This is a genomic window from Pseudomonas sp. GW821-FHT07F01 (assembly GCF_059418825.1).
In genome coordinates this window covers 551363-577074 of the sequence record NZ_JBWKQO010000002.1, presented here as the reverse complement: position 1 = coordinate 577074, position 25712 = coordinate 551363, and the positions used below count along the sequence as shown (strand labels likewise).

Genomic DNA, 25712 nt, shown 5'->3' with positions numbered 1-25712 from the left:
CCTACAATACAGCGGCTAACTTGAGAGGCGTATTCTCGCTGGGCAGTTGGCGCTGCATCAGAAATTCACCGAAGCACTCAACCGAGCCGTCAGCGGCGCGCCCTGGAACAGGTAGTCGTCGCCCATGTATTCCCCGGTGTCGCGCCAGTAGCGCTTGTCGAACAGGTTGTCCACGGTCAGGCGAAACACGGTGTCGTAACCGTTGATGCGCGTGCTGTAGCGGCTGCCGATGTTGAAGATGGCGTAGGCGCCGGTGGCGACGTTGCCCTGGCGGTCGGCGTATTGGCTGCCGCTGTATTGCATGCCGCCCAGCAGGGCCAAGCCGTCGAGCCAGGGCAGGGCGTAGTCGCCCTGCAGGCTGGCTCGCAGGCGCGGGACGTTGAGGGTCTGGTGCCCCTCGTAGGCCGGGGTACCGGTGCCCTCCACCCGGGAGCGGATCGCCGCGACGCTGGCGGCAATCTGCAGGCGCTGGGTGGCCCAGCCGTTGGCGGAGAGCTCCAGGCCAGTGTTCTTTTGCTGGCCTTGCTGGACGTAGGTGAAACCGCCGGAGGCATCGGGGCGCGAGTACTGGTAGGCCTGGCGCATCTGGAACAGGGCGGCGGTAAAGCTCATGCGCTGCCAGTCGTACTTGACCCCGGCTTCGATCTGCCGGGAGACGGTGGGGGCGAGGGTCTCGCCATTGTTGCTGGCGAACCAGGGGGCCTGGCCACCCAGGGACAAGCCTTTGCTGTACTGGGTGTACAGCGAAATGTTGTTGATCGGTTTGTAGATCAGCGCGGCCTGGGGCAGGAACACATAGCGTTGGGTGTGGCGATCGCGCACGCCGTCCTTGTCGAAGCTCTCTTCGTCGAGGCGTACTTCGCGCCCGCCGAGGACGGTCTGCCACTGTTCGTTGAAGCGGATGCGGTCGCTGAGGAACAGGCCGTATTGGCGGCTGTCCAGGCGTCGATGAGAGTCGCCGAGCGGGCCGTCGTAGGGGGCAAAGTGCTCGGGTTCGCTGCCGATATTGCCACTGCCGTTGCCGTTGTCGACGCGGTGCATGATCTGATCGCGATTATCCACTACCCGACGAAACGCACTGGTCCCCACGCTCAACTCATGGCCCAGGCCAGCGGCGTCGAAGCGGCCATTGAGCACCGCCTGCACTTCATCGTTGCGCCGGGTGTCGTCGGGGCTGCGGAAGTCGTAGATGTCGTAGTTGCCTTCGGGGCTGAAGTAGTTGCCGTTGGCATTGATGCAGCCGGTGGTACAGCCGCCCCAGGCAAACGAACTGTAGTCATCGATCACCACCTTGCTGCGCGACGCACTGAGGTTGCCCTTCCAGTCATCGTTGAAGCGGTACTCGAAGTTGCCGCCGATGTTCAGCGATTCATTGGTCACCGGCTTTGACCCGCTCTGGTGCCCCAGGAGTCTTTTCGGCGAGGCGTGGTGGGGCAGGCTGGAGCCCCCCAGCAGTTGATAGCCCGGTGCCGAGCGCTGCTGCTTGTTCTGGTATTCGATGTCCAGTTGCAGCAGGGCGTCGGGGCTGATGTTCCAGTCCAGGGCCAGGGAGGCGAAGTCGCGCTGGCCATTGGTGTGCTCGACGTAGGAGTGCAGGTCTTCATGGGCCAGGTTGGCACGCAGGCCGAACTGCTGTTCGCTGCCGAACCAGCCGCCGACATCGGTGGCCAGGTAGCCGCTGCCGCGGTCGTCGGTGGAAACGGTCACCGAACGAATGTCCGTGGGCCGCTTGGTCACGTAGTTGATCAGCCCGCCGGGCTCGCTGACCCCGCTTTGCAGGCCGGAAAGGCCCTTGAGCAATTCCACCCGCTGCTTGTTTTCCAGGGCGACGTTCTGCTCGCCGGTGATGGTGCGGTTGTTGATTTTGTAGCTGCTGGCGGCATTCAGCGAGAAGCCGCGCACCTCGAAGTTTTCGTAGTAGCCCACCGGCGCGTAGCTCTGGCCCACCGAGGCATCGTTCTTCAGCACGTCGCTGAGCAGCCGGGCCTGCTGGTCGAGGATCATGTCTTCATTGATCACGCTGATGGAGGCCGGGGTATCCAGCAAGGGCGCTTCGCTGAAACCACCCACCGAGGCGCTGTCGACGCGATAGCCGTAGGGCTCTTCGCCGCTGACGGTCTGGGTCGGCAACTGGGTGCCCGCGGCGTTGGCCACGGCGCTGCTGCCGGCCAGCAGCAGGCCCAGGGTCAGGCGGTTGAGGGGCAAAGCTGAGCTGCAGGTGCGCGCGGGGGCAGTCGGGTGAATCCGGCTCATGAGCAATCCTAGAAGGCGACGCGGCCCCATGGCAGAAGCCGAGGGAGGTTCCTGGGAAGGCTAGGAGCGTCGACCTGCGTGTGTAGTGAGGAACAGCGGGGGAGCCCTGCGAGCATCAGGCCGGGGCCTGGCGGTTGCCGCTGGGTACTGTCGGGCAGGCGCCATCATACAAGCTGCAGCGAGGGGGTAAAGGCGGGAAAGGTAGAAGATCGCGTGGCGGGAGTGGCCGCTTCAAGTCCTTGCGTAACACGGCGGTGGGCAATCCTGCTCGGGCTCCGGGTGGCCCATCTGCAGGTACTTGATCCGCTCCTCCATGGAATCGACCTTGCGCAGCAGCAGGCTGATGAGCTTCTCATTCATCTCGCGGGTTTCATCGACGACCAGGGATTTTTCCAGGCGGTCGACGATTTCATTGTTCATGCTGCGGTTTTCTCGTTTGGCAATGTGTTTGAGCTGGTTGTGCAGGTCGCCTGGAAGACGAACGATGAACTTTTGCAGGGAGGAGCACATAGCGGACCTCAGAGTAATGCCAAAGAGCAGCATCATAAGAATGAGGCAGGCTTGCTTGCTTCAAGAAAATTCTTAAAAGAATGAAAAAAACGGCGCTTTTTCATTAGGAAGGTTCTGATTCGCACTAGAACCGGCCTCTAATCCGATTAAAAAGCGGACCTGATCCAGGTCCGTTTTACACCGGGGTCGTTCAGCCTATGATGTGGCCACCGAGCCTCAACGGCGATCCAGCCACACCGTCTGCGCATTGCAGAATTCGCGTACGCCAAAGTGCGACAGCTCGCGCCCGAAGCCGCTTTTTTTCACTCCGCCAAAGGTCACCCGGGGGTCGCTGGCGCTGTAGCCGTTGATGAACACGCCGCCGGTTTCCAGCTCGTCGGTCATCTGCCGGGCCCGTTCCAGGTCCTGGGTGAAGATCGTGGCGGTGAGGCCGAACTCGCTGTCGTTGGCCAGTTCCAGGGCGTGTTGCGCATCCCGGGCGCTGATGATGGCGGCCACCGGGCCGAACAGTTCCTGCTTGAAGGCGGTCATCTGCTCGGTGACGTTGGCCAGCACCGTGGGTTGGTAATAGTTGCCTGCGCCTTCGACCTTGTCGCCGCCCAGCAGCAGGGTGGCGCCTTCGGCCAGGGTCGCCTGGACCTGCTGGTGCAGCTCGTCACGCAGGTCGAAGCGGGCCATGGGGCCGATGTAGGTGTCGCTGGCCAGCGGGTCGCCCATGACCAGGGCGCGGGTGGCTTCGACGAATTTGCGGGTGAAGGCCTCCACCACCCCGTGCTCGATGATCAGGCGCTTGGCGGCGGCGCAGACCTGGCCGGTGTTCTGGTAGCGGCCGATCACCGCGGCCTTGACCGCTTCGTCGAGGTCGGCGTCGTTGAGCACGATAAAGGGGTCGGAACCGCCCAGTTCCAGCACGCACTTCTTCAGCGCGGCGCCGGCCTGGGCGCCGATGGCGATGCCGGCGCGCACGCTGCCGGTGAGGGTCACGGCGGCGATGCGGCGGTCGGCGATGGCGCTGGATACGCCTTCCGGGGTGACGTTGAGCAGCTCGAACACGCCCTCAGGGAAACCGGAGCGCTGCATGGCGTCCAGCAGCAGGTAGGCGCTGCCCATGACATTCGGGGCGTGCTTGAGCACGTAGGTGTTGCCCGCCAGCAGCGCCGGCACCGCGCCGCGCAGCACCTGCCAGATCGGGAAGTTCCACGGCATTACCGCGAGGATCGGGCCCAGTGGCCGGTACTCGATGCGTGCCTTGTCGTTTTCTACCAGGGTCGCTTCCGGGGCCAGCATGGCCGGGCCGTGCTCGGCGTACCACAGGCACAGCTGGGCGCACTTTTCGATTTCGCCCCGGGCCTGGGGCAGGGGCTTGCCCATTTCCAGGCTGATCATGCGGGCCATGGCCTCGCTGTTGTCCCGCAGGGCCTGGGCCAGTGCGTTCAGGCGGCTGGCGCGCTCGGCGATGCTCTGGCGTTTCCACTGGGCGAAACCAGCGGCGGCACGGCTCAGCGCGGCGTCCTGCTCAGCCTCGGACTGGTAGGGGTAGGCGCCGATCTGCTCGCCAGTGGCGGGGTTGATCGACAAGGCGTGGGTGTGGCTGGAAACAAGGCTCATGGCACCGTCCTGCTCGGGTGGGAATGGCAGCAGGTTACGGTGCTGGATCTTTGCTGAAAACTGAATAATATTGAGCAAGTCGTTCACGTTTGGAGAATGCCGTGGATCTGGTCCAGCTGGAAATTTTCAAGGCCGTTGCCGAGCAGGGCAGCATCAGCGCCGCCGCGCAGCTGATCCACAGGGTGCCGTCGAACCTGACCACCAGGATCAAGCAACTGGAGCAGGACCTGGGGGTGGAGCTGTTTATCCGCGAGAAGAGCCGCATGCGCCTGTCACCCGCCGGCTGGAATTTCCTCGACTACGCCCGGCGCATTCTCGACCTGGTGGCCGAGGCGCGCCTGACCGTGGCCGGCGAGGAGCCCCAGGGACCGTTCGCCCTGGGCTCGCTGGAAAGCACGGCGGCGGTACGCATCCCGGCGCTGCTCGCGGCCTACAACCAGCAGTACGCCAAGGTGGAACTGGACCTGTCCACCGGCCCCTCCGGGACCATGATCGACGGCGTGCTGTCTGGCCGCCTGGTGGCCGCCTTCGTCGACGGCCCGGTGCGCCACCCGGCTCTGGAAGGGCTGCCGGTGTTCGAGGAGGAAATGGTGCTGATCGCCCCGCTGGGCCATGCGCCGATTACTCGGGCGCGGGAGGTCAACGGCGAAAGCATCTACGCCTTTCGCGCCAATTGCTCCTACCGTCATCACTTCGAAAGCTGGTTCACCCAGGACGCCGCGGTGCCGGGCAAGATCCATGAAATGGAGTCCTACCACGGCATGCTGGCCTGCGTCAGCGCCGGCGCCGGGCTGGCGCTGATGCCACGCAGCATGCTGGAAAGCATGCCCGGCTGCGCCACGGTCAGCGTCTGGCCGTTGTCCCCGCGTTTTCGCTTCCTGCGCACCTGGCTGGTCTGGCGGCGCGGCACCGTGTCCCAGAGTTTGAGCAGTTTCGTGAAGCTGCTGGAGGAGCGTGGGGCGGTGCTGGCTGAGGTTTGAGGGGAGCGATGTTCAGCGCCTGCTCAAGGCCAATCGAGCGGCAAACAGTACGAAGATCATCCCTGTGGTGCGGTCCATCCACTGGATCACCTTTTCCCGCTGCAGCACACCGGCCAGGGGCCGGGTGGCGGCGATCAGCAGTAGCGACCAGACCAGCCCCAGTACCACGTGAATGCTCACCAGGCCGAAGGTCCAGGCCACCAACGGCTGGCCCTGGGGAATGAACTGCGGCAGAAAGGACACGTAGAACACTCCCACCTTGGGGTTGAGCACATTGCCCAGCATGCCCTTGAGAAACCAGTTGGTGCCGGGGTCGCTGTTCGCGCCTGTGGGAGCAAACGAGTGGCGCGGGCGCAGCAGCATGTTCAGTCCCAGCCAGGCGAGGTAGGCGGCGCCGCAGTACTTCAACAGGTTGAAGGCCAGTTCCGACACCGCGATCAAGGCCCCCAGGCCGAAGGCCACAGCCGCGCCCCAGATCAGGCAGCCGGCATTGATGCCCAACGCCGCGCGCAGCGCCTGCCGCCGGCCTTCCACCGTGGCGGTGCGCAGCACCAGGGCGGTGTCCAGGCCCGGGGTCAGGGTCAGCAGCGTGGCGGCCAGGGTGAAGGCCAGGAGATTCTCAGTGATGGACATGGGGCAGGGTTTCAAGCTTTGGGGTTGGCGAACGTTAGCACAGCCGTGGGGTGCCAATGCGCGCCACGGGTGCGGGTGATCACGGAAGGGGCGGTGAATCTGTAGGAGCGAGCTTGCTCGCGATGATTTCCAAAGCGCCGCCTGTTCCCTGCAAGTGCGCGTTATCGTTGACGTCCTTCGCGAGCAAGCTCGCTCCTACGAGAGGGCGGCGGTCAATAGGGGCCGCGGGGTTCAGGAATGCCCAGCTGCTGTTGCCGGGCGTCGAGCTGTTTGTCCACGGCGCGTTTGCCACTGAGCAGCTTGAGGTGCTGCACGCTGGCCGGTAGGTGGCTGTCGATCAGTGTCAGCAGATCCAACTGTGGGGCCTTGATGATGCGCAGGTCAGCGATGTTCGAGGTTTTCAGGCCGCTGAGTTCCCCCAGGGTCTTGAGGTTGATCAGGCTCATCTTGCGCAACTGCGGCGCCCCGCCAAGGTCCAGTTGGCTCAATTGCGCCTGGTCCTCGATCTTCAACACTTCAAGCAGGGGAAAGCCATCCAGGTCCAGGCGGTTGAGGCCGCGCACCCGCATGATCTCCAGTTCCTTGACCTGGGGATTGCGCAGCTCCGGCATCTGCTCACGGCTGCCGAAAGTCACCGAGAGGCTGTGCAGGCCGGTCATGCCGGCGACCATGCCCAGGGGCGTCTTGGCCGGCATGCGGTGCAGGTCCAGGTGGCGGATGCCCGGGCACTGGCTCAGTACGTCCAGGTGATGGCTTTGCACGCTGAGGGACAGGGTGTGCAGTTCGGCCATGGTGGCCAGGGGCGCCAGGTCTATGGCCGGGCCTTTGTCCAGGGACAGGCGCAGCGTTCGCAGCCCCCTCAAGTTGGGCAGGGCCAAGAGGCCCGGCAGGTCGGCGCTGATGACTTGCAGGGCGAAATCCTTGAGCTTGTGCAGGCTGCCAATGGTTTCGAAGTGTTCCAGAGTGTCCAGGCAATCCAGGCTCAGGGAGTGGACATTGGGCAGGGCGAGCAAGGTGCGGCCGTCAAACGCGCTGCCCGGATAGTGGCTGTAGAAACGCACATTGAGGCGCTCGCCGAAACGGGCGCAGAGCGTGTCGAGCTGATTCAGCAGTTCGTCGTCGTACTGTTCGGCCTTGGCGAACTGGACGATGACCCGGGCCTGGTCATCGGCCTCCAGCCGGGCGCTAACCTGCAGTTCCAGGTCGGCCTGGCTGGGGGCTTGAATTCGATGGGGAAACATCAGCGGTCCTTGATGATTTTCGCCGCGGCATCATGCCATTGCGCGATCTTCACCGCCATCTGCGCGCAGGCCCGGCCAGCCGCCGGGCCGCCTTGCAGGAAAGGCTACGGGTCGACCTGGCCCATCAGCTCGGCCACCGATTCCGGGCGCTTGGCGTAGCGCTGGGCCAGCACCGCGCAGACCATCAGCTGGATCTGGTGGAACAGCATCAGGGGCAGAATAAGCACGCCCATGGTGCTGCCGGCAAACAGCACCTGGGCCATGGGCACGCCGGTGGCCAGGCTCTTTTTCGAGCCGCAGAAGAGGATGGTGATGCGGTCTTCCTGGTCGAAGCCGAACAGCTTGCCGAGAAAGCTCGACGCCAGCAGCACCAGCGCCAGGAGGACGCAGCAGGCCACCACCAGGCCGGCCAGTTCCCACAGCGGGATCTGGTGCCAGATGCCTTCGTTCACCGCTTCGCTGAAGGCGCCGTAGACCACCAGCAGGATCGAGCCCTGGTCGACGAAGCGCAGCCAGTTCTTGTTGCGCCCGACCCAGGCGCCGATCCAGCGTCGGGCGATCTGCCCGGCGATAAAGGGCAGCAGCAACTGCACGCTGATCTTGAGGATGGCGTCCAGGGTCGAGCCGCCTTCGCCGTGCACGTTCAGCAGCAGGGTCACCAAGAGCGGGGTGAGGAAGATCCCGAACAGGCTCGACGCCGCGGCGCTGCAGATGGCCGCCGGGATATTGCCCCGGGCCAGGGAGGTGAAGGCGATCGCCGATTGCACCGTGGCCGGCAGGGCGCACAGATACAGCATGCCCATGTACAGGTCGTTGCCCACCAGCGGTGACAGCAGCGGCTTGAGCGCCAGGCCCAACACGGGAAAGAGGATGAAGGTCAGGCTGAACACCAGCAGGTGCAGGCGCCAGTGGCCGGCCCCGGCAATGATCGCCTCGCGCGAGAGCTTGGCGCCGTGGAGGAAGAACAGCAGGCCGATGGCGATGTTGGTCAGCCAGCCGAAACCTATGGCCACCTGGCCGCTGGCCGGCAGGAAACTGGCCAGCAGCACCACGCCGATCAGGGTCAGGGTGAAGTTGTCGGGCAAAAGACGCGAGCGAGTCATAGCGGGATCATCCGGGGGTTGCCAAGTGCGGTGGGGCGACTCTAACGTGGCTGCGTTTTACCGACTAACGCCAAGGAGCCAGTTAATGCCGCCTAAAGGACATGAAAAGATCGTCCGGCGCAGTATTCCCGGTTTGCCCAGCCTGCCGCGGCCGGTGTACGGGCGCACCGAATCCTTGCCCAATCGCGCCTTGACCCGGCGCCACAGCCACCCGTGGGTGCAATTGTCCTACGCCATTGCCGGGGTGCTGGAGATCCAGACCAGCGGCGGGCGCTTTATCGCCCCGCCGCAACGGGCGGTGTGGATTCCCGCCGGGGTGCCGCACCGGGTGTTCAGCTCGCCGCGCACCGAGATGCGCAGCCTGTATCTCGATTGCAGCGTTACCACCTGGGCGGCGCCGGACAGCTGCCAGGTGCTGGCGGTCAGCAGCCTGCTGCGGGAGTTGATCCGCGCCTTCAGTGAATTGCCTGTGGAATATGTCGAGGACAGCGCCGACGGGCGCCTGGCCCAGGTGCTGCTGGACCAGTTGGCCGCCGCGCCGCAGCTGGACCTGATGCTGCCGCTGCCCCACGACGTGCGCCTGCGGGCGATCTACCGCAGCCTGCAGGCGCACCCGGAGCAGGCCACGACGCTGGGCCAGTGGAGCCAGAAGCTCGGGGTGACGGAGAAGACCCTCAGCCGCCTGTTCCTCAAGGACACCGGGCTGACCTTCCGTGCCTGGCGCCAGCGCCTGCGCCTGCTGGGCGCCCTGACTCCCCTGGAGCAGGGCGAGCGGGTCACTGATGTGGCGCTGGCCTGTGGTTATGACTCGACCTCGGCATTTATCGCCGCCTTTCGCCAGCAGTTCGACGCCACCCCGGGGGAGTTCTTCCGCGACCTCTGACACCCCGAGCTTCCTGTAGCCGCTGCCCCAGGCTGCGATGGGCTGCGCAGCAGACCCGAACCGGGTTCCTGGCCCTGCGCGGCGCCCGCCCGGCGGTCGCTGCGCGACCGTTCGCAGCCTGCGGCAGCGGCTACAGGGGGCGGTGGTGGGGCCAGGTGCGATAGGTGCGGCAGGTCAGGTTCTTGGTGGGCGCAGCAGTTCGATGCGCTCCGGCGGCACCAGGGTGCGCAGGGTCTTGTACAGGGCCCGGGTCTCCAGCAGGTTCCAGATCCGCAGCAGGGTTTCCAGGGCATCCAGGGGCTTGCTGATGAAGTCCCGGGCGCCCAGGGCCAGCGCCCGCAGGCGGGTGTCGCGGGTGGCGTCGGCGGTGAGTACCAGGATCGGCAGGTAGTCGTTGGCCGGGATCCGTCGGTTGAGCTGTTCCAGTACCGCAAAGCCATCGAACTCGGGCATGTGCAGGTCGAGGATCACCAGGTCCGGCTCGAAGCTGTTGAACAGCTCCAGGCTGCGCAGCGGCTGGGTGCTGCTGAGGACGTTGTGCAGCCCTTCGCGGGCCAGCAGCTGTTCCATCAGGTCGAGGTTGGGGCGCTGGTCATCGATGATGAGGATGCGCAGATCGGCAGTCATGGGAGCTCCGGGAGACAGGCATCGAGGTGGGCGAAGAACACCGGGATGTGGATGGGCTTGGTCAGGATCGCCGTGGCCCCGGCGTCGAGCAGGGCGCGCCGGGTCGGTTCGCTGGCGTCGGCGGTGATCATCAGGATCGGGGTGTCGGCCGTGGCGCTGGAGGCCCGCAGGCGTTGCAGCACCTCCAGGCCGGGCAGGTCCGGCAGGCTGACGTCCAGCAGGATCATCTGCGGCGCGTGCTGGCGGGCCAGGTCCAGGCCCATCTGGCCTTGCATGCTCGACAGCAGCCGGATGCCCGGGCGCCGTTGCAGCAGGGTTTCGATCAGCGCCAGGCTTTGCAGGTTGTCTTCGATGCACAGCACCTTGCCCTGGTAGCGGCTTGCGGGCTGTGGCGCCGGCACGTTCAGCGCCGGGGCGTTGCAGGGCGCCACGGCGGCTGCAGCGGCCAGGCGCACGAAGGGCAGCTCCAGGGTGAAGCAACTGCCGCTGCCCGGGGTGCTCTGTACGCCCAGGCTGCCGTCCATCATTTCCAGCAGGCTCCTGCTCAGGGCCAGTCCCAGGCCGGTGCCTTCGACCCTGGGGTCGGCGTTCAGGCGTTCGAAGGGCTTGAACAGGCGCTCCAGGCGCTCGGCGGTGATGCCGGCGCCGGTGTCGAGCACGCTCAGGCGCAGGCGCGATGCCTCGATCGCCACGTCGATGCTGACCCGGCCACCCGCGCGGTTGTACTTGATGGCGTTGGACAGCAGGTTGAGCAGCACCTGGATCAGGCGCTGGCGGTCGGCGATCACGCCGCTGTCCGCCGCCAGTTCCGGCAGCGGCGCCAGGGTGATGCCGGCGTCCGCGGCCATGGGTGACACCAGGGTCAGGGCTTCGTGCAGCACCGCCGCCAGGGCCATGGGCTCGACGTTCAGCGGCAGGCGCCCGGCCTCGATACGGGCAATGTCCAGCACCTCGTTGATCAGCCCCAGCAGGTGCTGCCCGGCCCGCAGGATATGCCCGACCTGGGGCCGCTGGCCGGCACTGGAATCCATGTCCAGCAGTTGGGCGAAGCCGAGGATGGCGTTCAGCGGCGTGCGCAGTTCGTGGCTCATGCGCGAGAGAAATTCGCTCTTGGCGCGGCTGGCGCTTTCCGCTTCCTCGCGGGCGGTGCCCAGGGCGATTTCCGCGGCACGGCGATCGGTGATGTCCCGGGTGATCTTGGAAAAACCGCGCAGGGCGCCGCTGGCGTCGTACTGCGCGGTGATCACCACGCTGGCCCAGAAGCGGCTGCCGTCCTTGCGACAGCGCCAGGCCTCTTCCATGTAGTGGCCGTGGGCGGTGGCCTCGCGCAGGGCCATGTCCGGGTGCTGGGGGCACTCTTCGGGCAGGTAGAACAGGGAAAAATGCCGGCCGATGATTTCCTGCTCGCTGTAGCCCTTGATCCGTTCCGCGCCGACGTTCCAGGTGGTAACCCGGCCTGCGGTGTCCAGGGCGAAGATCCCGTAGTCCTTGACCCCGTCGATGATCAGCCGCAGGCGTTCCTCGTTGTCGCGCAGGGCCCGTTCGCGCTCGGCCAGCAGTTGCCCTGCCTCCACCAGGCGCGTGCCCAGCTGGCCGATTTCATCCTGTTCCGGCGCTTGCGGGCGCAGCGGCTGGCCCAGGGCCAGGCGCTGGGCATTGCCCTGTACCTGCTGCACCCGGGTGACGATGCCCCGGGACAGCAACAGCACCGCGACGATGGCGCCGAACAGCCCGCAGCCGGCGGCCAGCAAGGTGGCGAACAGCAGGCGCATGCGGGTTGCCGCGGCGGCTGCGCTACGTTCGGCCAGCAGCGCATCCTCGCGCACGCGCATGGCGCTGATCTGCTCGCGCAGCACATCCAGTACCTGCTTGTTGTCGATCAGGATCGCGGTCACCGTGGCGGCGTCGTCGCGGCTGCCGTTGCGCAGGGCCACCAGGCCGTCGAGCTTGGTGCGGATCAGCGGGGTGATGGTCTGCAGGTAGTCGCGCATGCGCGGGTCCTGGACATTCTGGTCCAGGCGTTGCAGCGCGGCCTCGATCTGCGGCCGGGCCTGGAGGTAGGCGGGTAAAAAGTCCTCGCGCCGGGTCAGCAGGTAGCCACGCACGCTGGCGGCGGCCTCGGCCAGGAGGGTGTGCACCGCCTGGATATCGCCCTGCACCAGCAGCACCCGGCGCACGTCCTCCTCGGCGCGGGCGGTCTGGCGCTCGGTGCTGTAGATCAGCACCAGCGACAGCAGCAGGATCACCAGCGGCAGGGAGATCACCACCAGCGCCTTGCCCCGCAGCGGCAGGTCGGCCCAGCGCCGGGCGCTGAGCAGGTTCACGGCCACTGCCCGGCAGGTTGCGCCACCAGCCCCAGGGCCATGCCGCGCACCGCGGCCTGGGTGCGGTCGGCGGCGCCGAGCTTGCCGATTACCCGTTCCACATGGGCCTTGGCGGTGCCGGTGGTGATGCCCAGCTTTTCACCGATCTCGCGGTTGCTGAAGCCGCCGGCCACCAGCCCCAGCACCTGGCGCTCGCGGGCAGTCAGGGCCTGAGCCTGGGGCGCCTGGCCGTTGCCGCGCTCGCTCATGCGCCGCAGCAGGCGGGCGCTGACCGCACTGTTGAGCGCCTCTTCGCCGCGGGCCACGCGCTGCAGGGCGTCGAGCACCTCTTCGCGGCTGGCGTCCTTGAGCAGGTAGCCCACGGCGCCGGCGGCCATGGCGGCTTCCAGGTGATCGGGGCTGTCGTCCATGGTGAAGATCACCACCTTGACCTCGGGCTGGCGCTGTTGCAGCAGGCGCGCGGCCCCCAGGCCGTTGAGCAGGGGCATGCGGATATCGAGGATGGCCAGGTCCGGGCGCAGTTGCTCGCACAGGGCCAGGGCTTGCTCGCCATCCCTGGCTTGCCCCACCACCTCGAACTCCGGGTTGCCCGCCAGCAGGGCAATGAAGCCGGTGCGGGTGACTTCATGATCGTCCGCCAGGACCAGGCGTATCACCGCTGTCATACCGCGTGCTCCAGGGAGGGGACGGGGACGCGGGCGAGAATCCGGGTGCCGCTGCCGGGCCGGCTGTGGCAGGTGAAACGCCCGCCCAGCAAATGGGCGCGTTCCTGCATGGCCACCTGGCCCAACTGTTCGATGCCCTGGCCGGATGCCGGCTGGAAACCTGCGCCGTCGTCGCTGATGCCGAGCACCGCCTGGCCTGCTTCCAGGGCCAGGTTCAGGCTGACGCTGTGGGCCCGGGCATGCTTGAGGATGTTGTTGATGGCTTCCTGGGCGATGCGGAACAGGGCGATTTCCAGGGCCGCCGGCAGGCGCTCCGGGTAGCGCTGCTGCCAGTGCACCGCCAGCCCGGCGTCGCGCAGGCGGTCGGCCTCGCGGTCGATGGCCCGCAACAGGCCGAAGTCGTCCAGCACATGGGGGCGCAGGCCGCCGATCAGTTGCCGGCCTTCGCCGACGCAGCCCTGGGCCAGCTGCAGGATGGTCTGCAGTTCATCGTGCAGGGGCTCAGGCAGCGGCGGGCAGCGCCCGGCGAAACCCTGCAGGCGCTGGTGCAGCCCGGCCAGGGTTTGCGCCAGGCCGTCGTGCAGGTCGTAGGCGACGCGCTTGCGCTCATCCTCCTGGGCGCTGAACAGGCGCTGCACCAGCTCCGACATGCTGCGCTCCCGGGCTTGCAGGTCCTGCAGCAGGCGCTGGTTTTCCAGGTGCGTGGCCAACAGCGTGGCCAGCAGTTGCAGGGATTCCAGGTCTTCGCTGTCCGGCGCGCTGATGGGCACACTGTTGGCCAGCAGCAGGGCGCCGAAGGGCTGGCCGTCGGCGCGGTGCAGCAGTACGCGCAGCACCCCGGTTTGCGCAAGCGGGCGCTCCAGCCACTGGGCCTGCCCGGCCACGGCGCGCAGGGCTTGCAGGCATTCGCCGTGGCCCTGTTCGGCGCTGGCATGGGCCACGCCGTCGCGGCTCCATTCCAGCAACAGCCCCTGGTCCATGGCGACAAAGGCGCAGGCCCGCTGCACCACCCGCTGGCGCATCTGTCCGGGGGGCAGTTGCAGCAGCTCCTGGCCGGTGTCCACCAGCAGCCGCAGGCGCGCGGCGCGGCTTTGCGACTGCCGGTACTGGCTGCGCAGGGCCAGGGCGCTGGCGGGATCGAGGGGCGGGCTGGGCATCGGGAAACTCCAGGGTGGGGGCGGTGCAGTGGCTCGGGGCAGGGTATTAGACCCCCGTGCCCGGTATCGCGCCTATCTGCCAAATGGCATAGGCCGCAGGCTCCAGTTGGCCGATGGCAGGGGCGACGGCCCGGGGCACAGTGGGGCTCATTGAAACCCACTGGAGTCCGTGAATGAAACTGAAAAGCACCGCCCTGGCCCTGTTCTTCGTGCTGAGCACGCCACTGGCTCAGGCCCTGGAAGCCACCCCTTACGTGTACCGCACCGTGGCCGAGCAGCCGCAGAACCTGCAGGACCGGGAAATCGCCGGTCTCTTCGACCGCTGGAACAGCGCCCTGCAGACCGGCAACCCGCAAGCCGTGGTCAGCCTCTATGCGGCCAATGCAGTGCTGCAACCCACGGTCTCCAACCAGGTGCGCAGCACCCACGCGCAGATCCAGGACTACTTCGAGCACTTCATGGCCTCGCGGCCGGTGGGCCAGATCAACTACCGGGAGATTCGTCACCTGGGCCCGGATGCGGCCATGGACAGCGGCGTCTACACCTTCACCCTGACTGCCGCCGACGGCAAGAAACAGCAGGTCCAGGCCCGTTACACCTTTCTCTACGAGCGCCTGGGCGGGCAGTGGAAAATCCTCAACCACCACTCTTCGGCCATGCCGCAAGTGCAGCCGCAGTTGCAAGCCAGCCACTGATCCAGGCTCCTGTCACCTTGCGCCGAGCCTTTGCTCGGCGCTGCTGTCACTGCTCGCGGTAGCGCCCCGGGGTCATGCCGAACCAGCGCAGGCAGGCCTTGTGAAAGCTGCTCTGGTCGCGAAAGCCCAACAGGGCGCCGATGTACTTGACGCTGCGCATGGAGTTGCGCAGAAAACTGTGGGCCAGCATCAGCCGCGCCTCGTCCTGCAGCGCCGAAAAGTGCACGTCTTCATGGCCCAGGCTGCGTTGCAGGCTGCGGGTGCTGACCCCCACTGCCTGGGCGATATGCGGCAGGTCGCTGGGCGCGCCCTGGGCCAGGGATTCGGACAGGGCGCGGCGCACCCGCGCAGTCATCGAGCCGCTGAGCAGCACATTGAGGCGGTTGCGGGCGTATTCCATGTGCAGCACATCCAGCGCCGGGTCGGCGGTGGGCAGGGCGATGGCGCAGTCCTGGCTGCTGAAGGTCAGGCTGTTGTGGGGCGCGCAGAACTGCAGGTTGTCGCCCATCAGCCGGCGCAGCATGCGCGTGTCCGCAGGCTCGGGGTAGGTGAAGGCCGCCACCAGCGGCCGCGGCTTGTGCTGGGGCAGCAGCCAGTGCAGCAGGCCCAGGGTCTGGGCGGCGCCGGCGTCGATCACCGCCCGGGGGATCAGCGAAGGCTCGGCGGTGACGTCGAAACCGATCAGTTGCAACGCGTCGGGCTTGCGTTCCAGGCACATGCAGAAGCCGTTGCTGGTCAGCGCCTGGTAATCCACCAGGCGCTGCAGCGCTGCCCCCAGGGTCGCGCAAGACATCACCGCATAGCCCAGGGCCTCCAGGTTGGCCGGATGGGCCTTGCTGTAGGCCAGCAGCCCGAGGTCCGGGTTGCCGGTGCGGCGGGTGGCTTCGCGCATTACTTGATAGACCAGTTCCAGCCTCACGCCCTTGGGATTTTCCTCAACGTCCTGGATGCTGCTGGCGAAGGTTCTGAGCAGGGCGTCGACATTCGCGCCGCCTTCTCTCATGACATCGGCAAGCACCCGAAAGCTGGCGCTGGTCATTCTGTGCATAGGTCTTCCTGGACTAGTGGCTAAATGATATCGATGAGGCCTTTTGCATGATTGCAATAAACAAAAGGCCACAGACGAATAAGCACCGGCCCAGGTTTCCGAGGACAAGCGAAAGGTATCCGGGAACACTTCCGGGTGGCCCGGGCAGGGTCGATCATGGTTGGGCAGGGACCCTTGGGCGAGTGCGGCGGCGGGCTCGTCGTACCACGCTCGAGGGTGCGTCGTTGGCTTGCCTATGGATCTGTCATGCAAAGCATCAAAGACTTTTATCGTGAATTGGCCGAGGGCCATTTGATGCTGGCATTCCAGCCGGTGGTGTGGCTGCCCGACAGCAGCCGGGTGCTCTACCACGAAGGGTTGCTGCGCCATGTCGATGCCCAGGGCGGGGATGTCTACCCCCTGGCGCTGCTGGAAAAGCACCAGGTGATGCGCGAGCTGGACCGCAGCGTGGTGCTCTGTGTGATCGACAGCCTGCAACGGGACGAACGCCTGCGCCTGGGGTGCAATATCTCGGCCCAGAGCGCGATCATCGATTCATTCTGGTACCCCATTGTCCAGCAGTTGCGGGACTTTCCCGGCGTGGCCGCGCGGCTGGTCATCGAGATCACCGAAAGCGCCACGCCACCGAGCATCGAGGCGGCCAGCGAGTTTGTCCTGTGCCTGCGCGAACTGGGCTGCCGGGTGGCCATCGACGATTTCGGCGCGGGCCTGGGCACCCTGGAGTTCATCCGCCAGACCCGGCCGGACATCGTCAAGATCGACAAGGGCTACATCCAGCGCGCCCGCAGCGAACTCAACAGCGCCCAGACCCTCAGCCACCTGGTGCAACTGTGCAAGACCCTGGCGCCCTGCGTGATCATCGAAGGGGTGGAGACTGCCACCGACCAGGGCCTGGCCACGGCCTGTGGTGGCGAGTGGGGGCAGGGCTACCTGTTCGGCCGCCCCCAGGTGGATCGCCTGGGGCGACGTTGCCGCCTGGCGCAGCGGGTGCCCCAGCTGTGCACGCCGGATCAGGCGTAGCCCGGGTGCATGCCCGCCTGAAGGGGTTCAATCAGCCTGCGGGGTGATGGGCGGGGTGTGGGCCGTCGGGTCTTGCACCTCGGCACTGATGGGCAATGCCTGCAGGTCTTGCTCGGGAATCTCCTTCCTATCCACGTGCATGTTGCGCTTGGGCCGCTCCGGCTGGAGCGCGTCGTAGGGCAGCAGCACGGTGTCGAGCGCCGCGTCCAGGGGCAGGCTGGCGATCATCAGGATCGGGCACACCACCATCACCCAGCAGCCGCCGGTGATCATGCGTGCGTAGCCCATGTCATAGCCGGTGAGCACTTGGGCGTTGGTCTTGACGCTGCGGTAGTAGCGGTCGTCGCGAAAGTCCAGGGCATTGCCGCGAGTCATGTAGGTGCCGCAGCCGGACAGCAGCAGGGTGTTGAGCAGCAACAGGTAATTGATGATTCGGATGATCGCTCTTCCATTCAGGCCATTGGCAGGGGGCGCGAATCAGTGATTCATCGCGTCATAGGGCAGCAGCGCGGTGTCGGCCACGGCGTCCACCGGCAGGCTGACGATGGCCACCACCGGGCAGACAATGCTCATCCAGCAGAACAGCGTGACGTAGCCGTCGTAGCCGCTGGCTCCGCGCATGGTCAGCAGTTCGATATTGGCCTGGGTGCCTTTGTAGTAGTCGTAGCTGGTATGGGAATTGGGGGTGCGGGCGATCAGGGTGCCGCAGCCCACCAGGGACAGCAGGGACACAACGAACAGAGCATTGAGGGCTTTGATGGCGCCATTCCTTAGCAAGCGGGTTTTTCCGCGCGCATGGTCGCAGAAGCCCGCTGCAGACGCTAGATTGGGCGCTGAATAAATACTGGGCGCAGTGCCGGGAGGGTTCGATGGAGGGAGAGCGCAGCGTCGCACGGCTGTTCGCGGAGGAACCGCTGTCTTGGGGGCTACGGGGGGACCCCTATCTGTGGCGAGCCATGGCCACGCATCTGGCCCACACGCCCTGGCCGGCCACGGCGCAGCAGTTGGAGGCCCTGATCGTCCAGGCCTTCGAGCAACTGACCGGCAAGGCCTGGAGCTCGGCAGGGCATTTCTTCGTCGAGGCCTTTGCCCATGGCGGCATGTCCAGCGGCGGGATTTCCATGGGCTTCTGGCACGAGCGCGGCCTGCCCCTGTTGCGCGCCCGTTGGGCTCAAGCCTGATCAGATATCGCTGGGTATCAGCATAAGCAGGTCGGTATCGCCGATATCCACCCCGGCCTGGGTCAGCAGGGTGCCGGCCTGGCCGCGGTGGTGGGTCTGGTGGTTGAAGAAATGCACCAGCAGGCTATAGACATTGCGCTCGGCGACCACGCCCCGGGTGTTGGTGTAAGGCAGGCTGCTGTCCAGGTCGGCGTCGCTCAGGGACTGGCTGAAATCGAGGATCAACTGGTCCAGCCACTGACGCTGCTGCCAGAGCCCGCCCAGGTTTGGGAACAGCAGGGTCTTGAGGTCCTGTGGCAGGGCCACCTGCTGCAGCGGCGCCAGGGCCGCAAACCGCGCCGGGTGCTGGGCAAAGCGCTTGAGCCAGATGGTGTCGCCGGCCAGCAAATGATTGAGGGTGCCGAGGATCGAGCCGAAAAAGGCCTGCCGGTCCAGAGCCAGTTGCGCATCGGACAGGCCCATGGCGGCGCTGTAGAGCTTGCTGTTCATCCACTGGTTGTAGCGAGCCATCAGGCACAGGTGCTCGGTGCGGTTCATTGCGGTTCCTTTCGGGGTTTGCGGGCTGGCGCGCAGCAGCTTCGCAAGCCCCGGTGCCGCAATGCAAGAGGTGTCACAAAAGCCTCGTGCGCAGGCCGTTTGCAGGGCTGTGCAGCCATTAAAAAAACCGCCCCTTTGGCCCCGATAACATCGTTTCTCGGGGCTTGGGCTTTTCTCTATATTGGCCACCAGATCCAGCGCGGCAACAGGCCGCGCACCCTTTATGGTGAGCCGTTGCAATGAATAAAAAACCTGAACGCACAGGGCTGGAAAACCCCGGAACCGCTACCCGGGTGGTCTGGGGCGGAGAGCAAGTCCGTCATCCCTACAACGCCACGCAACCCCCGATTGTCGCCAGCGCCGCCTATGGCTACGACGACATCGACCAGTGGTACGACGTGGCCCTGGGCAAGGCCCCGGGCTTTATCTACAGCCGCATGAGCAACCCCACGGTGCAAACCCTGGAAGCCAAGCTGCAGGATCTGGAAAACGCCGAATCGGCGGTGGCCTTCAGCAGCGGCATGGCAGCCATCAGCGGCGTGCTCTACAGCTTCCTGCGCCACGGCCAGCGGGTGGTGTCGACCAAGGACAGCTACGGTGGTACCAACAAGATCTTCGAGGAATTCCTGCCGCGCATGGGCGTGGCCGTGACCCTCTGCGAAACCTTCGACCAGCAGCAGATCGAGGCCGAGATCGCCAAGGGCTGCGACCTGCTGTACCTGGAGACGCCGACCAACCCGACCCTGAAGATCGTCGATATCCAGCGTCTGGTCGCCGCGGCGAAACAGGTCGGCGCCCTGGTGGTGGCGGACAACACCTTCGCTACGCCGCTGAATCAGAACCCCCTGGCGCTGGGCGTGGATGTGGTGATCCACAGCGCTACCAAGTTCCTCAGCGGTCACGGCGATGTGCTTGGTGGCGTGGCCTGCGGCAGCGAAGCGCTGATGAGCCAGGTGCGTCACTACCGGGAAATCAACGGTGCCAGCCTCGATCCGTTCTCGGCCTACCTGATCATTCGCGGGATCAAGACCCTGGCCCTGCGCATGCGCCAGCAACAGCACAGCGCCGCGCAGCTGGCGCAGTTCCTGCTCAATGAGCCGTTGGTGGAAGCCGTGAACTACCCGGGCCTGCCCAACCACCCGAACCACGCCGTGGCCTGTGCGCAGATGCGCGGTTTCGGCGCCATCGTCAGCTTTGTCCTGGGGGGTGGCATGGACAGCGTCAAGCAGCTGTTGCCACGCCTGCGCTATGCCCACTGCGCCGGCAACCTGGGGGCGGTGGAAACCATCTACGGCCCGGCGCGCACTACCAGCCATGTGGAGAACACCCTGGAAGAGCGCCAGGCCCTGGGCATTTCCGAAGGCCTGGTGCGGATTTCGGTGGGCATCGAAGACACCGATGACCTGCTGGCCGACCTGCAGCAGGCCTTCGCCTGGCTGCGCCAATCCCTCAAGCAGAATGCGGCGCCTGGCGCCATCCCATCCCAGGACCCGCGGGCCGAGGTCGCCCACTGAAAAGAGCGCGCAACACCCCCACAGCAAGGCAGCCAGTGGGGGCTTCATGAAGAGGAATAACAATAAAAACCTGGTGGCATCCGATTTGTTTTCTGCCCATTTCCACAGTCGCAGAAATTGAGACTTGCCCTGACAACTTTCATGAGAACCATCATGTCCCTACAAGAACAACAGACCGACTTGCGCGGCGGCTTCAAGCAAGAAATGCAGACCCGGCACATTGTCATGCTCGCCCTGGGCGGGGTGATAGGCACCGGGCTGTTCCTCACGTCCGGCTACACGGTGAACCAGGCCGGCCCGCTGGGCGCGGTGATCGCCTACATCATCGGCGCGCTGATGGTGTACCTGGTGATGATGTGCCTCGGCGAGCTGGCGGTGCAGATGCCCGAGACCGGCTCCTTCAGCACCTACGCCACGCGCTTTCTCGGCCCAGGCACCGGCTACACCGTGGCCTGGCTGTACTGGCTGACCTGGACCGTGGCCATCGGCTCGGAATTCACCGCCGCCGGGATCCTCATGGCCCGCTGGTTCCCCGAGACCCCGGTGTGGATCTGGAGCGCGTTGTTCGCCATGGTGGTGTTCTTGTCCAACGTGGTGTCGGTGCGGCTGTTCGCCGAGACCGAGTTCTGGCTGTCGCTGGTCAAGGTGATCACCGTGCTGGCATTTTTGGTGGTGGGCGGCGGGGCGATTCTCGGTCTTCTGCACATCGACCAGGCCCACAGCATCGGCCTGAGCAACTTCACCCGTGAGGGGCTATTCCCCACCGGCTTCATGCCGATCGCCATGACCCTACTGGCGGTGGCCTTCGCTTTCTCCGGCACCGAACTGATCGGCATCGCCGCTGGCGAAACCCGTGACCCGCAACGCAATGTGCCACGGGCGATCCGCACCACGGTGCTGCGCCTGGCGATCTTCTTTGTCGGCACCATCTTCGTCCTCGCCACCCTATTGCCCCGGGAGCAGGCCGGCCTGGTGGAAAGCCCGTTCGTCACGGTGTTCACCTACATCGGCATTCCGTACTCGGCCGACATCATGAACTTCGTGATCATCAGCGCGTTGCTGTCCGCCGCCAACTCCGGGCTGTACGCCGCCTCGCGGATGCTCTGGACCCTGAGTGACCAGGGGCACCTGCCCAAGCAGTTCTCGGCCCTGACCCGCATGGGCACGCCGCTCAACGCGATCATCGTGAGCATGGCTGGTGGCGCCGCCTCGCTGCTCAGCAGCGTGTTCGCCCCGGACACCATCTACCTGGCCCTGGTGTCGATTTCCGGGCTGGCGGTGGTGGTGGTGTGGATGAGCATCGCCGCCAGCCAGATCGCCTTTCGCCGGCACTTCGTGGCCAACGGTGGTGACGTGCGCGACTTGAAATTCCGTGTTCGTGGCTACCCCTGGGTGCCGTTGGGGGCGCTGTTGTGCTGCGCCCTGGCCTGTGTCGGCATCGGTTTCGACCCCGAGCAGCGCGTGGCCCTGTACTTCGGCCTGCCCTTCATCGCCTGGTGCTACCTGGTGTATTACATTACCCGCAGTAGCCGCCAGCGGCGCCTGTCCCTGGCAGCCCTGGCTCGGCCCTCCGATGCCCTGCAGGGTTGACGGGTGCGCCCGGCGCCCAGGGTGTCCATGAGAGCCAGGCCATGAAGCAGAAAAGCTTGCCCCCGCTGAACTGGCTGCGCGCCTTCGAGGTGTCCGCCCGTTGCCTTAACTTCACCCACGCCGCCGAGGAACTGTTCCTCACCCAGGGCGCGGTCAGCCAACAGATCCGCCAGCTGGAAAGCCACCTCGGGGTGGCGCTGTTCAAGCGCCTGCCCCGCGGCCTGGACCTGACCGAGGAGGGCCGCTCCTACCTGCCGGTGGTGCAGGACGCGATCACCCGGTTGGCGGTGGGCACCAACGAAATTTTCGGCCAGCACAAGCGCCGGCCGATCAAGGTGCGCGGCAGCCTGGCGTTTTTCGTCCACTGGCTGGCGCCCAAGCTGGCGGATTTTCAGCACAGGCACCCGCTGGTGGATATCCGCTACATCAGCAATATCTGGGTCAAGGAGCTGGATGGCGAAGACGACCTGGAAATTCGTTGGGGCCACGGCCACTGGCCGGGGCTGGTGGCCCAGCGCCTGACTTGGGACACGCTGTTCCCGGTGTGCGCCCCGGCCTTGCTGGACAAGGCGCCGCTAGAGGTGCCGGCGGACCTGGCCCGGCACCCGCTGCTGCATGTGCTGGGCTACGAAGAGGGCTGGGGCTACTGGCTGCAGCGGGCCGGCGCCGAGCAAGTGGATTCGTCCCGGGGGATGCAGTTCGACACCCTGATTTCCACCTTGCGCATGGCCGAACTGGGCCTGGGCGTGGCCCTGGCCCGTTCCTCCATGGTCGACCAGATGCTCGCCGACGGGCGCTTGCTGGAGCCTTTCAGTCAGCGCATCGAGGCCAGCGAATCCTTTTACCTGGTGCGTGGCGCCGGGGCCGATCCACACCCCGATGCGCTGGAATTTTCCACCTGGCTGGTGGAGCAGGCCCATCGCCATAAATGACTGGCCGGAGCCAAACATGCGTTATGTGAGTACCCGCAGTACCGCCGAGCAGGTGGATTTCGAAAGCGTGGTGTTATCCGGCGTGGCCGCCGATGGCGGGCTGTACGTGCCTGCCGAGCTGCCACGCTTCAGCCCCCAGGAGATCGCCAATTGGTCGACCCTGGATTACCCCGAACTGGCCTTCCGGGTGCTCAGCCCCTTTGTGGGCGACTGCCTGCCCGAGGCGGACTTCAAGGCCTTGCTCAGCCGCGCCTACAGCGGCTTTGGCCACCGCGCGGTGGCGCCCCTGCGACAGATCGACCGCAATGAATGGGTGCTGGAACTGTTCCATGGGCCCACAGGCTCGGCCAAGGATTTTGCCGCGCGGTTGCAGGCGCAACTGGTGGGCTATTTCCTCCAGCGCCGGCAGCGCCACGGGGTGCTGGTGGGGGCCAGCAACGGCGATACCGCGCTGGCGGCTATCGACGCCTTCAAGGACTGCCCGCAGACCCAGGTGCTGGTGTTCTATCCGCAGCACGGCGTGCCCGAGCAGCAAGGGCAGCAGTTGCAGGCGGCACACAACCCCGGGCTGTGGCGCTTTGCCGTGCAGGGCAGCTTCGACGACTGCCAGACCCTGGTGGCCCGCCTGCTGCGCCAATGGCCCCTGGCCGAGCGCGAGGTGATCGGCTTCAACTCCAGCAATTGGGTCGGGGTCATGGCCCAGCTGGTGCTGTATTTCCATGCCGTGCTGCAACTGGGGGGCGGCCAGCGGCCCATCGGTTTCAGCGTGCCGGCGGCCAGCTTCGCCGAGGTCTATGCCGGCTATATCGTGCAGAAGATGGGCCTGCCCATCACCCAGATGATTGTCGCCACCAACCGCAACGACGCCCTGCACCAGCTGTTCCTGAAGAACCGCTATTGTCGCGCCGAGGCCAGCCAGAGCCTGTCGCCGGCCATGGACCTGTCGCTGTTCGCCAACCTGGAGCGCTTTGTCTGGGAGCTCTATGGCCAGGACCCGCATGCGGTGGCGGGCCTGATGCAGCGCTTTGAAGGCAGTGGCGAGATGACCCTGGGCAACGAGTTCTGGCTGCAGGCGCGGATGATCATCGACTCCTACTCGGTGAGCGATGAAGAGACCGGCAAGGAGATCAGCAGCCTCTATCGGGACACCGGCTACATCATCGACCCCCATGCTGCCATCGGTGTCCTGGCGGCGCGCCTGTACCGCCGCAGCCTGGTGGCGCCCATGGTCACCCTGGGGGAGATCGCGCCGGCCAAGTCGGCTCGGTTGCTGGGCTCGCTGGGTATTCCCGGGCTGGCACCGCAGCCACTCGCGGCGCCTTCCACGGCGCAGTGGCAGGCACTGGCGGCGGATGATTTTGCCGCCGTACTGCACTGCCTGAAGGCACTGTGATGGGCACCGCGAAGGAGGCTTCATGAAGCGGATCCTGGATCCACTGGACGAACGCATCATCGCCGAGCTGACCCGCAATGCCCGGGCGGCTCATGCCGAGCTGGCGGCCAAGGTCAACCTGTCGCGCAACGCGGTGCGCCAGCGCATCGAACGCCTGGAGCGCGACGGAGCGATCCAGGGCTACACCATTCGCCTGGGCGAAGGGCGCGGGGCGGATACCCGGATCAATGCGCTGATCTTCGTCTACCGCTACGACCGCATGCGCGGGGCCGATGTATTGCAGGCGCTGCGCGCGATGCCGGAGATCATCCAGTGCGAAGTGCTCAGCGGCGAGTTCGATGTGCTGGTGCGGGTCAGCGCCGCCAGCGTAGAGCGGGTGCACCGGGTGTGGAATGACATCGCCGCCTTGCCCGGGGTGGAAAACACCGTGACGTCCTTTGTCTTGTCCTCTGTGGCCTGAGCGCAGAGCCGGATCTTCTGGCCTTCTGTAGCCGCTGACGCAGCCTGCGAAAAGGCCCGAAGGGGCTTCAGCGTTGGTGGGGTCGTTGCGTGCCCAAGGCCCGTTCGCAGCCTTCGGCAGCGGCTACAGGGGCAGTCTTGGTTGCGGGTTTTGCGTAGCCAGCGCCTGTGAGCGCAGCCTTCGGCAGTGGTCACCGGCGCTGGGCAAAATGCTCAGCAAATACAGCAAAACGGCATATTTCACTGCCCGGTCCCGCCCCCTAACCTTGTGTCCATCAGCTTCTCAACCCGGATGGAACACAACAAAAATGACTGAATACAACATCGCCCTGGTGGGCTTCGGCGGGGTCAACCGGGCCCTGGCGCAACTGATTGCCGAGCGCAATCAGGCGTGGAAAAAACAACTGGGTTTCAGCTTGAAGATCGTTGGCATCAGCGATCTGTTCCTGGGCTCCATCGTCGCTCCCCAGGGGCTGGATGCCGGTCTGCTGAGCAAGCTGCCGGCAACCAAGGGCGCCTTGGCGCAACTGCCGGGCGGCCAGGTGGAGGCGCTCAACGAACAGGTGATCAAGGACTCCGGCGCCGACATCATTGCCGAGGCCACTTTCACCAACCCGGTGGACGGCGAGCCAGCGAGTACCTTCTGCCGTTGGGCCCTGGAGCAGGGCAAGCACGTGGTGACCACCAACAAGGGCCCCATTGCCCTGCACAGCGCCGAGCTCAAGGCCCTGGCCCAGCGCAATCTGGCGGCCTTCGAATACGAAGGCGCGGTGATGAGCGGCACCCCGGTGATCCGCATGGCCAAGCAGTCCCTGGCCGGCAGTGGGCTACTGGGGTTCGAGGGCATTCTCAATGGCACCTCCAACTTTGTGCTGACCCGCATGGAGGCCGGCCTGGGCTTTGCCGAAGCGGTGGCCGAGGCCCAGGCCCTGGGGTATGCCGAGGCCGATCCGAGCGCGGATGTCGAAGGCTTTGACGTGCGCTTGAAGGTGGTGATCCTGGCCAACGAATTGCTCGACGCGCAGTTGACCGTCAGTGATGTCAGTTGCCGGGGTATCTCCGGCCTGACGGTCAAGGACCTGGAGCAGGCCCGTGCCGAGGGCGCGCGCTGGAAGCTGATTGGTTCGGCCCAACGCCTGGCCGATGGCTCGCTGCAAGCCAGTGTCGAGCCGCGCCTGTTGCCCCTGGCCCATCCGCTGGCGGGCATTGGCGGGGCGATCAACGCGGTGTCGTTCAACACCGAACTGCTGGGCGCGGTGACGGTGTCCGGGCCGGGCGCTGGGCGCATCGAGACCGCCTTTGCCTTGCTCTCGGACATCATTCACATCCACCAGTCGCGCTTGGCCCGCTAGGAGCATG

The 25712-nt window shown here is 65.8% G+C and carries 25 protein-coding genes; 11 read left to right on the top strand and 14 right to left on the bottom strand.

Annotated features, from left to right (window positions below):
- Positions 1–57 precede the first annotated feature (57 nt).
- The 3 genes from AC07R1_RS08745 to AC07R1_RS08735 form a co-directional block, all read right to left on the bottom strand.
- On the bottom strand, positions 58–2253 hold the full coding sequence (locus AC07R1_RS08745) for a TonB-dependent siderophore receptor (RefSeq protein WP_495110422.1): 2196 nt from the start codon (positions 2251–2253) through the stop codon (positions 58–60).
- 231 nt (positions 2254–2484) lie between these two features.
- On the bottom strand, positions 2485–2763 hold the full coding sequence (locus tag AC07R1_RS08740) for an Arc family DNA-binding protein (RefSeq protein ID WP_065363278.1): 279 nt from the start codon (positions 2761–2763) through the stop codon (positions 2485–2487).
- A 216-nt stretch (positions 2764–2979) separates the two neighbouring features.
- Positions 2980–4371, bottom strand: a complete 1392-nt coding sequence (locus AC07R1_RS08735; protein ID WP_495110421.1) for an aldehyde dehydrogenase family protein — start codon at positions 4369–4371, stop codon at positions 2980–2982.
- A gap of 101 nt (positions 4372–4472) precedes the next feature.
- Here AC07R1_RS08735 and ptrR point away from each other — a divergent pair, with 101 nt between their 5' ends.
- Positions 4473–5351: a putrescine utilization regulator PtrR gene (gene ptrR / locus AC07R1_RS08730; RefSeq protein WP_011062118.1), complete on the top strand. Its 879-nt coding sequence runs from the start codon at positions 4473–4475 to the stop codon at positions 5349–5351.
- Between the two features lie 12 nt (positions 5352–5363).
- Here the strand turns inward: ptrR and AC07R1_RS08725 are convergent, their stop codons facing one another.
- From AC07R1_RS08725 to AC07R1_RS08715, 3 genes are all read right to left on the bottom strand, one after another.
- Positions 5364–5984: a LysE family translocator gene (locus tag AC07R1_RS08725; protein ID WP_011062117.1), complete on the bottom strand. Its 621-nt coding sequence runs from the start codon at positions 5982–5984 to the stop codon at positions 5364–5366.
- Between the two features lie 212 nt (positions 5985–6196).
- Positions 6197–7225, bottom strand: coding sequence for a hypothetical protein (locus AC07R1_RS08720; protein ID WP_495110420.1), 1029 nt, complete (start codon positions 7223–7225; stop codon positions 6197–6199).
- A gap of 104 nt (positions 7226–7329) precedes the next feature.
- Complete coding sequence (locus AC07R1_RS08715) at positions 7330–8328, bottom strand: bile acid:sodium symporter family protein (RefSeq protein ID WP_015636235.1); 999 nt, start codon at positions 8326–8328, stop codon at positions 7330–7332.
- An 85-nt stretch (positions 8329–8413) separates the two neighbouring features.
- On the opposite strand from AC07R1_RS08715, the gene AC07R1_RS08710 reads away from it, so the two are divergent.
- Positions 8414–9211 carry an AraC family transcriptional regulator gene (locus AC07R1_RS08710; RefSeq protein ID WP_015636234.1) on the top strand — a complete coding sequence of 266 codons (798 nt, stop codon included), beginning with the start codon at positions 8414–8416 and terminating at the stop codon, positions 9209–9211.
- A 174-nt stretch (positions 9212–9385) separates the two neighbouring features.
- Here the strand turns inward: AC07R1_RS08710 and AC07R1_RS08705 are convergent, their stop codons facing one another.
- From AC07R1_RS08705 to AC07R1_RS08690, 4 genes are read right to left on the bottom strand one after another with little or no spacing between them, the layout of a single operon-like run.
- Positions 9386–9838 (bottom strand): response regulator, encoded by a 453-nt coding sequence (locus AC07R1_RS08705; RefSeq protein ID WP_015636233.1) that lies wholly within the window; start codon positions 9836–9838, stop codon positions 9386–9388.
- Positions 9835–12162 carry an ATP-binding protein gene (locus AC07R1_RS08700; RefSeq protein ID WP_401335979.1) on the bottom strand — a complete coding sequence of 776 codons (2328 nt, stop codon included), beginning with the start codon at positions 12160–12162 and terminating at the stop codon, positions 9835–9837. Before AC07R1_RS08700 ends, AC07R1_RS08705 begins: the two co-directional genes overlap by 4 nt.
- The gene (locus AC07R1_RS08695) at positions 12159–12827 is read right to left on the bottom strand and encodes a response regulator (protein ID WP_011062112.1); all 669 of its coding nucleotides are present in this window, start codon (positions 12825–12827) and stop codon (positions 12159–12161) included. The genes AC07R1_RS08700 and AC07R1_RS08695 overlap by 4 nt, the downstream gene beginning before the upstream one ends.
- Positions 12824–13984 carry a sensor histidine kinase gene (locus AC07R1_RS08690; RefSeq protein ID WP_065363281.1) on the bottom strand — a complete coding sequence of 387 codons (1161 nt, stop codon included), beginning with the start codon at positions 13982–13984 and terminating at the stop codon, positions 12824–12826. The genes AC07R1_RS08695 and AC07R1_RS08690 overlap by 4 nt, the downstream gene beginning before the upstream one ends.
- 173 nt (positions 13985–14157) lie before the next feature.
- Here AC07R1_RS08690 and AC07R1_RS08685 point away from each other — a divergent pair, with 173 nt between their 5' ends.
- Entirely contained in the window at positions 14158–14679 is a 522-nt protein-coding gene (locus tag AC07R1_RS08685) for an SgcJ/EcaC family oxidoreductase (RefSeq protein WP_011062110.1), read from the top strand.
- Between the two features lie 46 nt (positions 14680–14725).
- Here the strand turns inward: AC07R1_RS08685 and AC07R1_RS08680 are convergent, their stop codons facing one another.
- Positions 14726–15727, bottom strand: a complete 1002-nt coding sequence (locus tag AC07R1_RS08680; RefSeq protein ID WP_495110419.1) for an AraC family transcriptional regulator — start codon at positions 15725–15727, stop codon at positions 14726–14728.
- 246 nt (positions 15728–15973) lie between these two features.
- Here AC07R1_RS08680 and AC07R1_RS08675 point away from each other — a divergent pair, with 246 nt between their 5' ends.
- The gene (locus AC07R1_RS08675; protein ID WP_011062108.1) at positions 15974–16747 is read left to right on the top strand and encodes an EAL domain-containing protein; all 774 of its coding nucleotides are present in this window, start codon (positions 15974–15976) and stop codon (positions 16745–16747) included.
- Between the two features lie 27 nt (positions 16748–16774).
- Here the strand turns inward: AC07R1_RS08675 and AC07R1_RS08670 are convergent, their stop codons facing one another.
- Together AC07R1_RS08670 and AC07R1_RS08665 are read right to left on the bottom strand one after the other, a co-directional pair.
- Positions 16775–17164: a YceK/YidQ family lipoprotein gene (locus tag AC07R1_RS08670; protein WP_041118989.1), complete on the bottom strand. Its 390-nt coding sequence runs from the start codon at positions 17162–17164 to the stop codon at positions 16775–16777.
- Between the two features lie 60 nt (positions 17165–17224).
- A complete protein-coding gene (locus AC07R1_RS08665; RefSeq protein ID WP_011062106.1) occupies positions 17225–17524 on the bottom strand; it encodes a YceK/YidQ family lipoprotein in 300 nt (99 codons plus the stop codon).
- A gap of 179 nt (positions 17525–17703) precedes the next feature.
- On the opposite strand from AC07R1_RS08665, the gene AC07R1_RS08660 reads away from it, so the two are divergent.
- Positions 17704–17928 carry a hypothetical protein gene (locus tag AC07R1_RS08660; protein ID WP_495110418.1) on the top strand — a complete coding sequence of 75 codons (225 nt, stop codon included), beginning with the start codon at positions 17704–17706 and terminating at the stop codon, positions 17926–17928.
- On the opposite strand, the gene AC07R1_RS08655 is transcribed toward AC07R1_RS08660, so the two are convergent.
- Positions 17929–18465: a DinB family protein gene (locus AC07R1_RS08655; protein WP_495110417.1), complete on the bottom strand. Its 537-nt coding sequence runs from the start codon at positions 18463–18465 to the stop codon at positions 17929–17931.
- A gap of 239 nt (positions 18466–18704) precedes the next feature.
- On the opposite strand from AC07R1_RS08655, the gene AC07R1_RS08650 reads away from it, so the two are divergent.
- The 6 genes from AC07R1_RS08650 (at position 18705) to AC07R1_RS08625 (ending at position 25705) form a co-directional block, all read left to right on the top strand.
- Complete coding sequence (locus tag AC07R1_RS08650; protein ID WP_125063482.1) at positions 18705–19979, top strand: cystathionine gamma-synthase family protein; 1275 nt, start codon at positions 18705–18707, stop codon at positions 19977–19979.
- 153 nt (positions 19980–20132) lie between these two features.
- Entirely contained in the window at positions 20133–21569 is a 1437-nt protein-coding gene (locus AC07R1_RS08645; RefSeq protein ID WP_011062102.1) for an amino acid permease, read from the top strand.
- A gap of 41 nt (positions 21570–21610) precedes the next feature.
- Positions 21611–22501 (top strand): LysR substrate-binding domain-containing protein, encoded by an 891-nt coding sequence (locus AC07R1_RS08640; protein ID WP_011062101.1) that lies wholly within the window; start codon positions 21611–21613, stop codon positions 22499–22501.
- 16 nt (positions 22502–22517) lie between these two features.
- Positions 22518–23894, top strand: coding sequence for a threonine synthase (gene thrC, locus AC07R1_RS08635; RefSeq protein ID WP_011062100.1), 1377 nt, complete (start codon positions 22518–22520; stop codon positions 23892–23894).
- Positions 23895–23916: 22 nt separating this feature from the next.
- Positions 23917–24354 carry an Lrp/AsnC family transcriptional regulator gene (locus AC07R1_RS08630; protein ID WP_065363285.1) on the top strand — a complete coding sequence of 146 codons (438 nt, stop codon included), beginning with the start codon at positions 23917–23919 and terminating at the stop codon, positions 24352–24354.
- A 307-nt stretch (positions 24355–24661) separates the two neighbouring features.
- Positions 24662–25705 carry a homoserine dehydrogenase gene (locus AC07R1_RS08625; protein WP_220222902.1) on the top strand — a complete coding sequence of 348 codons (1044 nt, stop codon included), beginning with the start codon at positions 24662–24664 and terminating at the stop codon, positions 25703–25705.
- Positions 25706–25712 lie beyond the last annotated feature (7 nt).

Bases quoted from the DNA above. Each gene is read 5' to 3' on its own strand.
- AC07R1_RS08695 (WP_011062112.1), bottom strand. From the start codon at position 12,827: ATGACAGCGGTGATACGCCTGGTCCTGGCGGACGATCATGAAGTCACC.
- AC07R1_RS08650 (WP_125063482.1), top strand. From the start codon at position 18,705: ATGAATAAAAAACCTGAACGCACAGGGCTGGAAAACCCCGGAACCGCT.
- AC07R1_RS08625 (WP_220222902.1), top strand. From the start codon at position 24,662: ATGACTGAATACAACATCGCCCTGGTGGGCTTCGGCGGGGTCAACCGG.
- AC07R1_RS08740 (WP_065363278.1), bottom strand. From the start codon at position 2,763: ATGTGCTCCTCCCTGCAAAAGTTCATCGTTCGTCTTCCAGGCGACCTG.
- AC07R1_RS08705 (WP_015636233.1), bottom strand. From the start codon at position 9,838: ATGACTGCCGATCTGCGCATCCTCATCATCGATGACCAGCGCCCCAAC.
- thrC (WP_011062100.1), top strand. From the start codon at position 22,518: ATGCGTTATGTGAGTACCCGCAGTACCGCCGAGCAGGTGGATTTCGAA.
- AC07R1_RS08640 (WP_011062101.1), top strand. From the start codon at position 21,611: ATGAAGCAGAAAAGCTTGCCCCCGCTGAACTGGCTGCGCGCCTTCGAG.
- AC07R1_RS08735 (WP_495110421.1), bottom strand. From the start codon at position 4,371: ATGAGCCTTGTTTCCAGCCACACCCACGCCTTGTCGATCAACCCCGCC.
- AC07R1_RS08715 (WP_015636235.1), bottom strand. From the start codon at position 8,328: ATGACTCGCTCGCGTCTTTTGCCCGACAACTTCACCCTGACCCTGATC.
- AC07R1_RS08645 (WP_011062102.1), top strand. From the start codon at position 20,133: ATGTCCCTACAAGAACAACAGACCGACTTGCGCGGCGGCTTCAAGCAA.
- AC07R1_RS08725 (WP_011062117.1), bottom strand. From the start codon at position 5,984: ATGTCCATCACTGAGAATCTCCTGGCCTTCACCCTGGCCGCCACGCTG.
- AC07R1_RS08720 (WP_495110420.1), bottom strand. From the start codon at position 7,225: ATGTTTCCCCATCGAATTCAAGCCCCCAGCCAGGCCGACCTGGAACTG.
- AC07R1_RS08745 (WP_495110422.1), bottom strand. From the start codon at position 2,253: ATGAGCCGGATTCACCCGACTGCCCCCGCGCGCACCTGCAGCTCAGCT.
- AC07R1_RS08655 (WP_495110417.1), bottom strand. From the start codon at position 18,465: ATGAACCGCACCGAGCACCTGTGCCTGATGGCTCGCTACAACCAGTGG.
- AC07R1_RS08690 (WP_065363281.1), bottom strand. From the start codon at position 13,984: ATGCCCAGCCCGCCCCTCGATCCCGCCAGCGCCCTGGCCCTGCGCAGC.
- AC07R1_RS08685 (WP_011062110.1), top strand. From the start codon at position 14,158: ATGAAACTGAAAAGCACCGCCCTGGCCCTGTTCTTCGTGCTGAGCACG.
- AC07R1_RS08680 (WP_495110419.1), bottom strand. From the start codon at position 15,727: ATGCACAGAATGACCAGCGCCAGCTTTCGGGTGCTTGCCGATGTCATG.
- AC07R1_RS08710 (WP_015636234.1), top strand. From the start codon at position 8,414: ATGCCGCCTAAAGGACATGAAAAGATCGTCCGGCGCAGTATTCCCGGT.
- AC07R1_RS08660 (WP_495110418.1), top strand. From the start codon at position 17,704: ATGGCCACGCATCTGGCCCACACGCCCTGGCCGGCCACGGCGCAGCAG.
- AC07R1_RS08675 (WP_011062108.1), top strand. From the start codon at position 15,974: ATGCAAAGCATCAAAGACTTTTATCGTGAATTGGCCGAGGGCCATTTG.
- AC07R1_RS08630 (WP_065363285.1), top strand. From the start codon at position 23,917: ATGAAGCGGATCCTGGATCCACTGGACGAACGCATCATCGCCGAGCTG.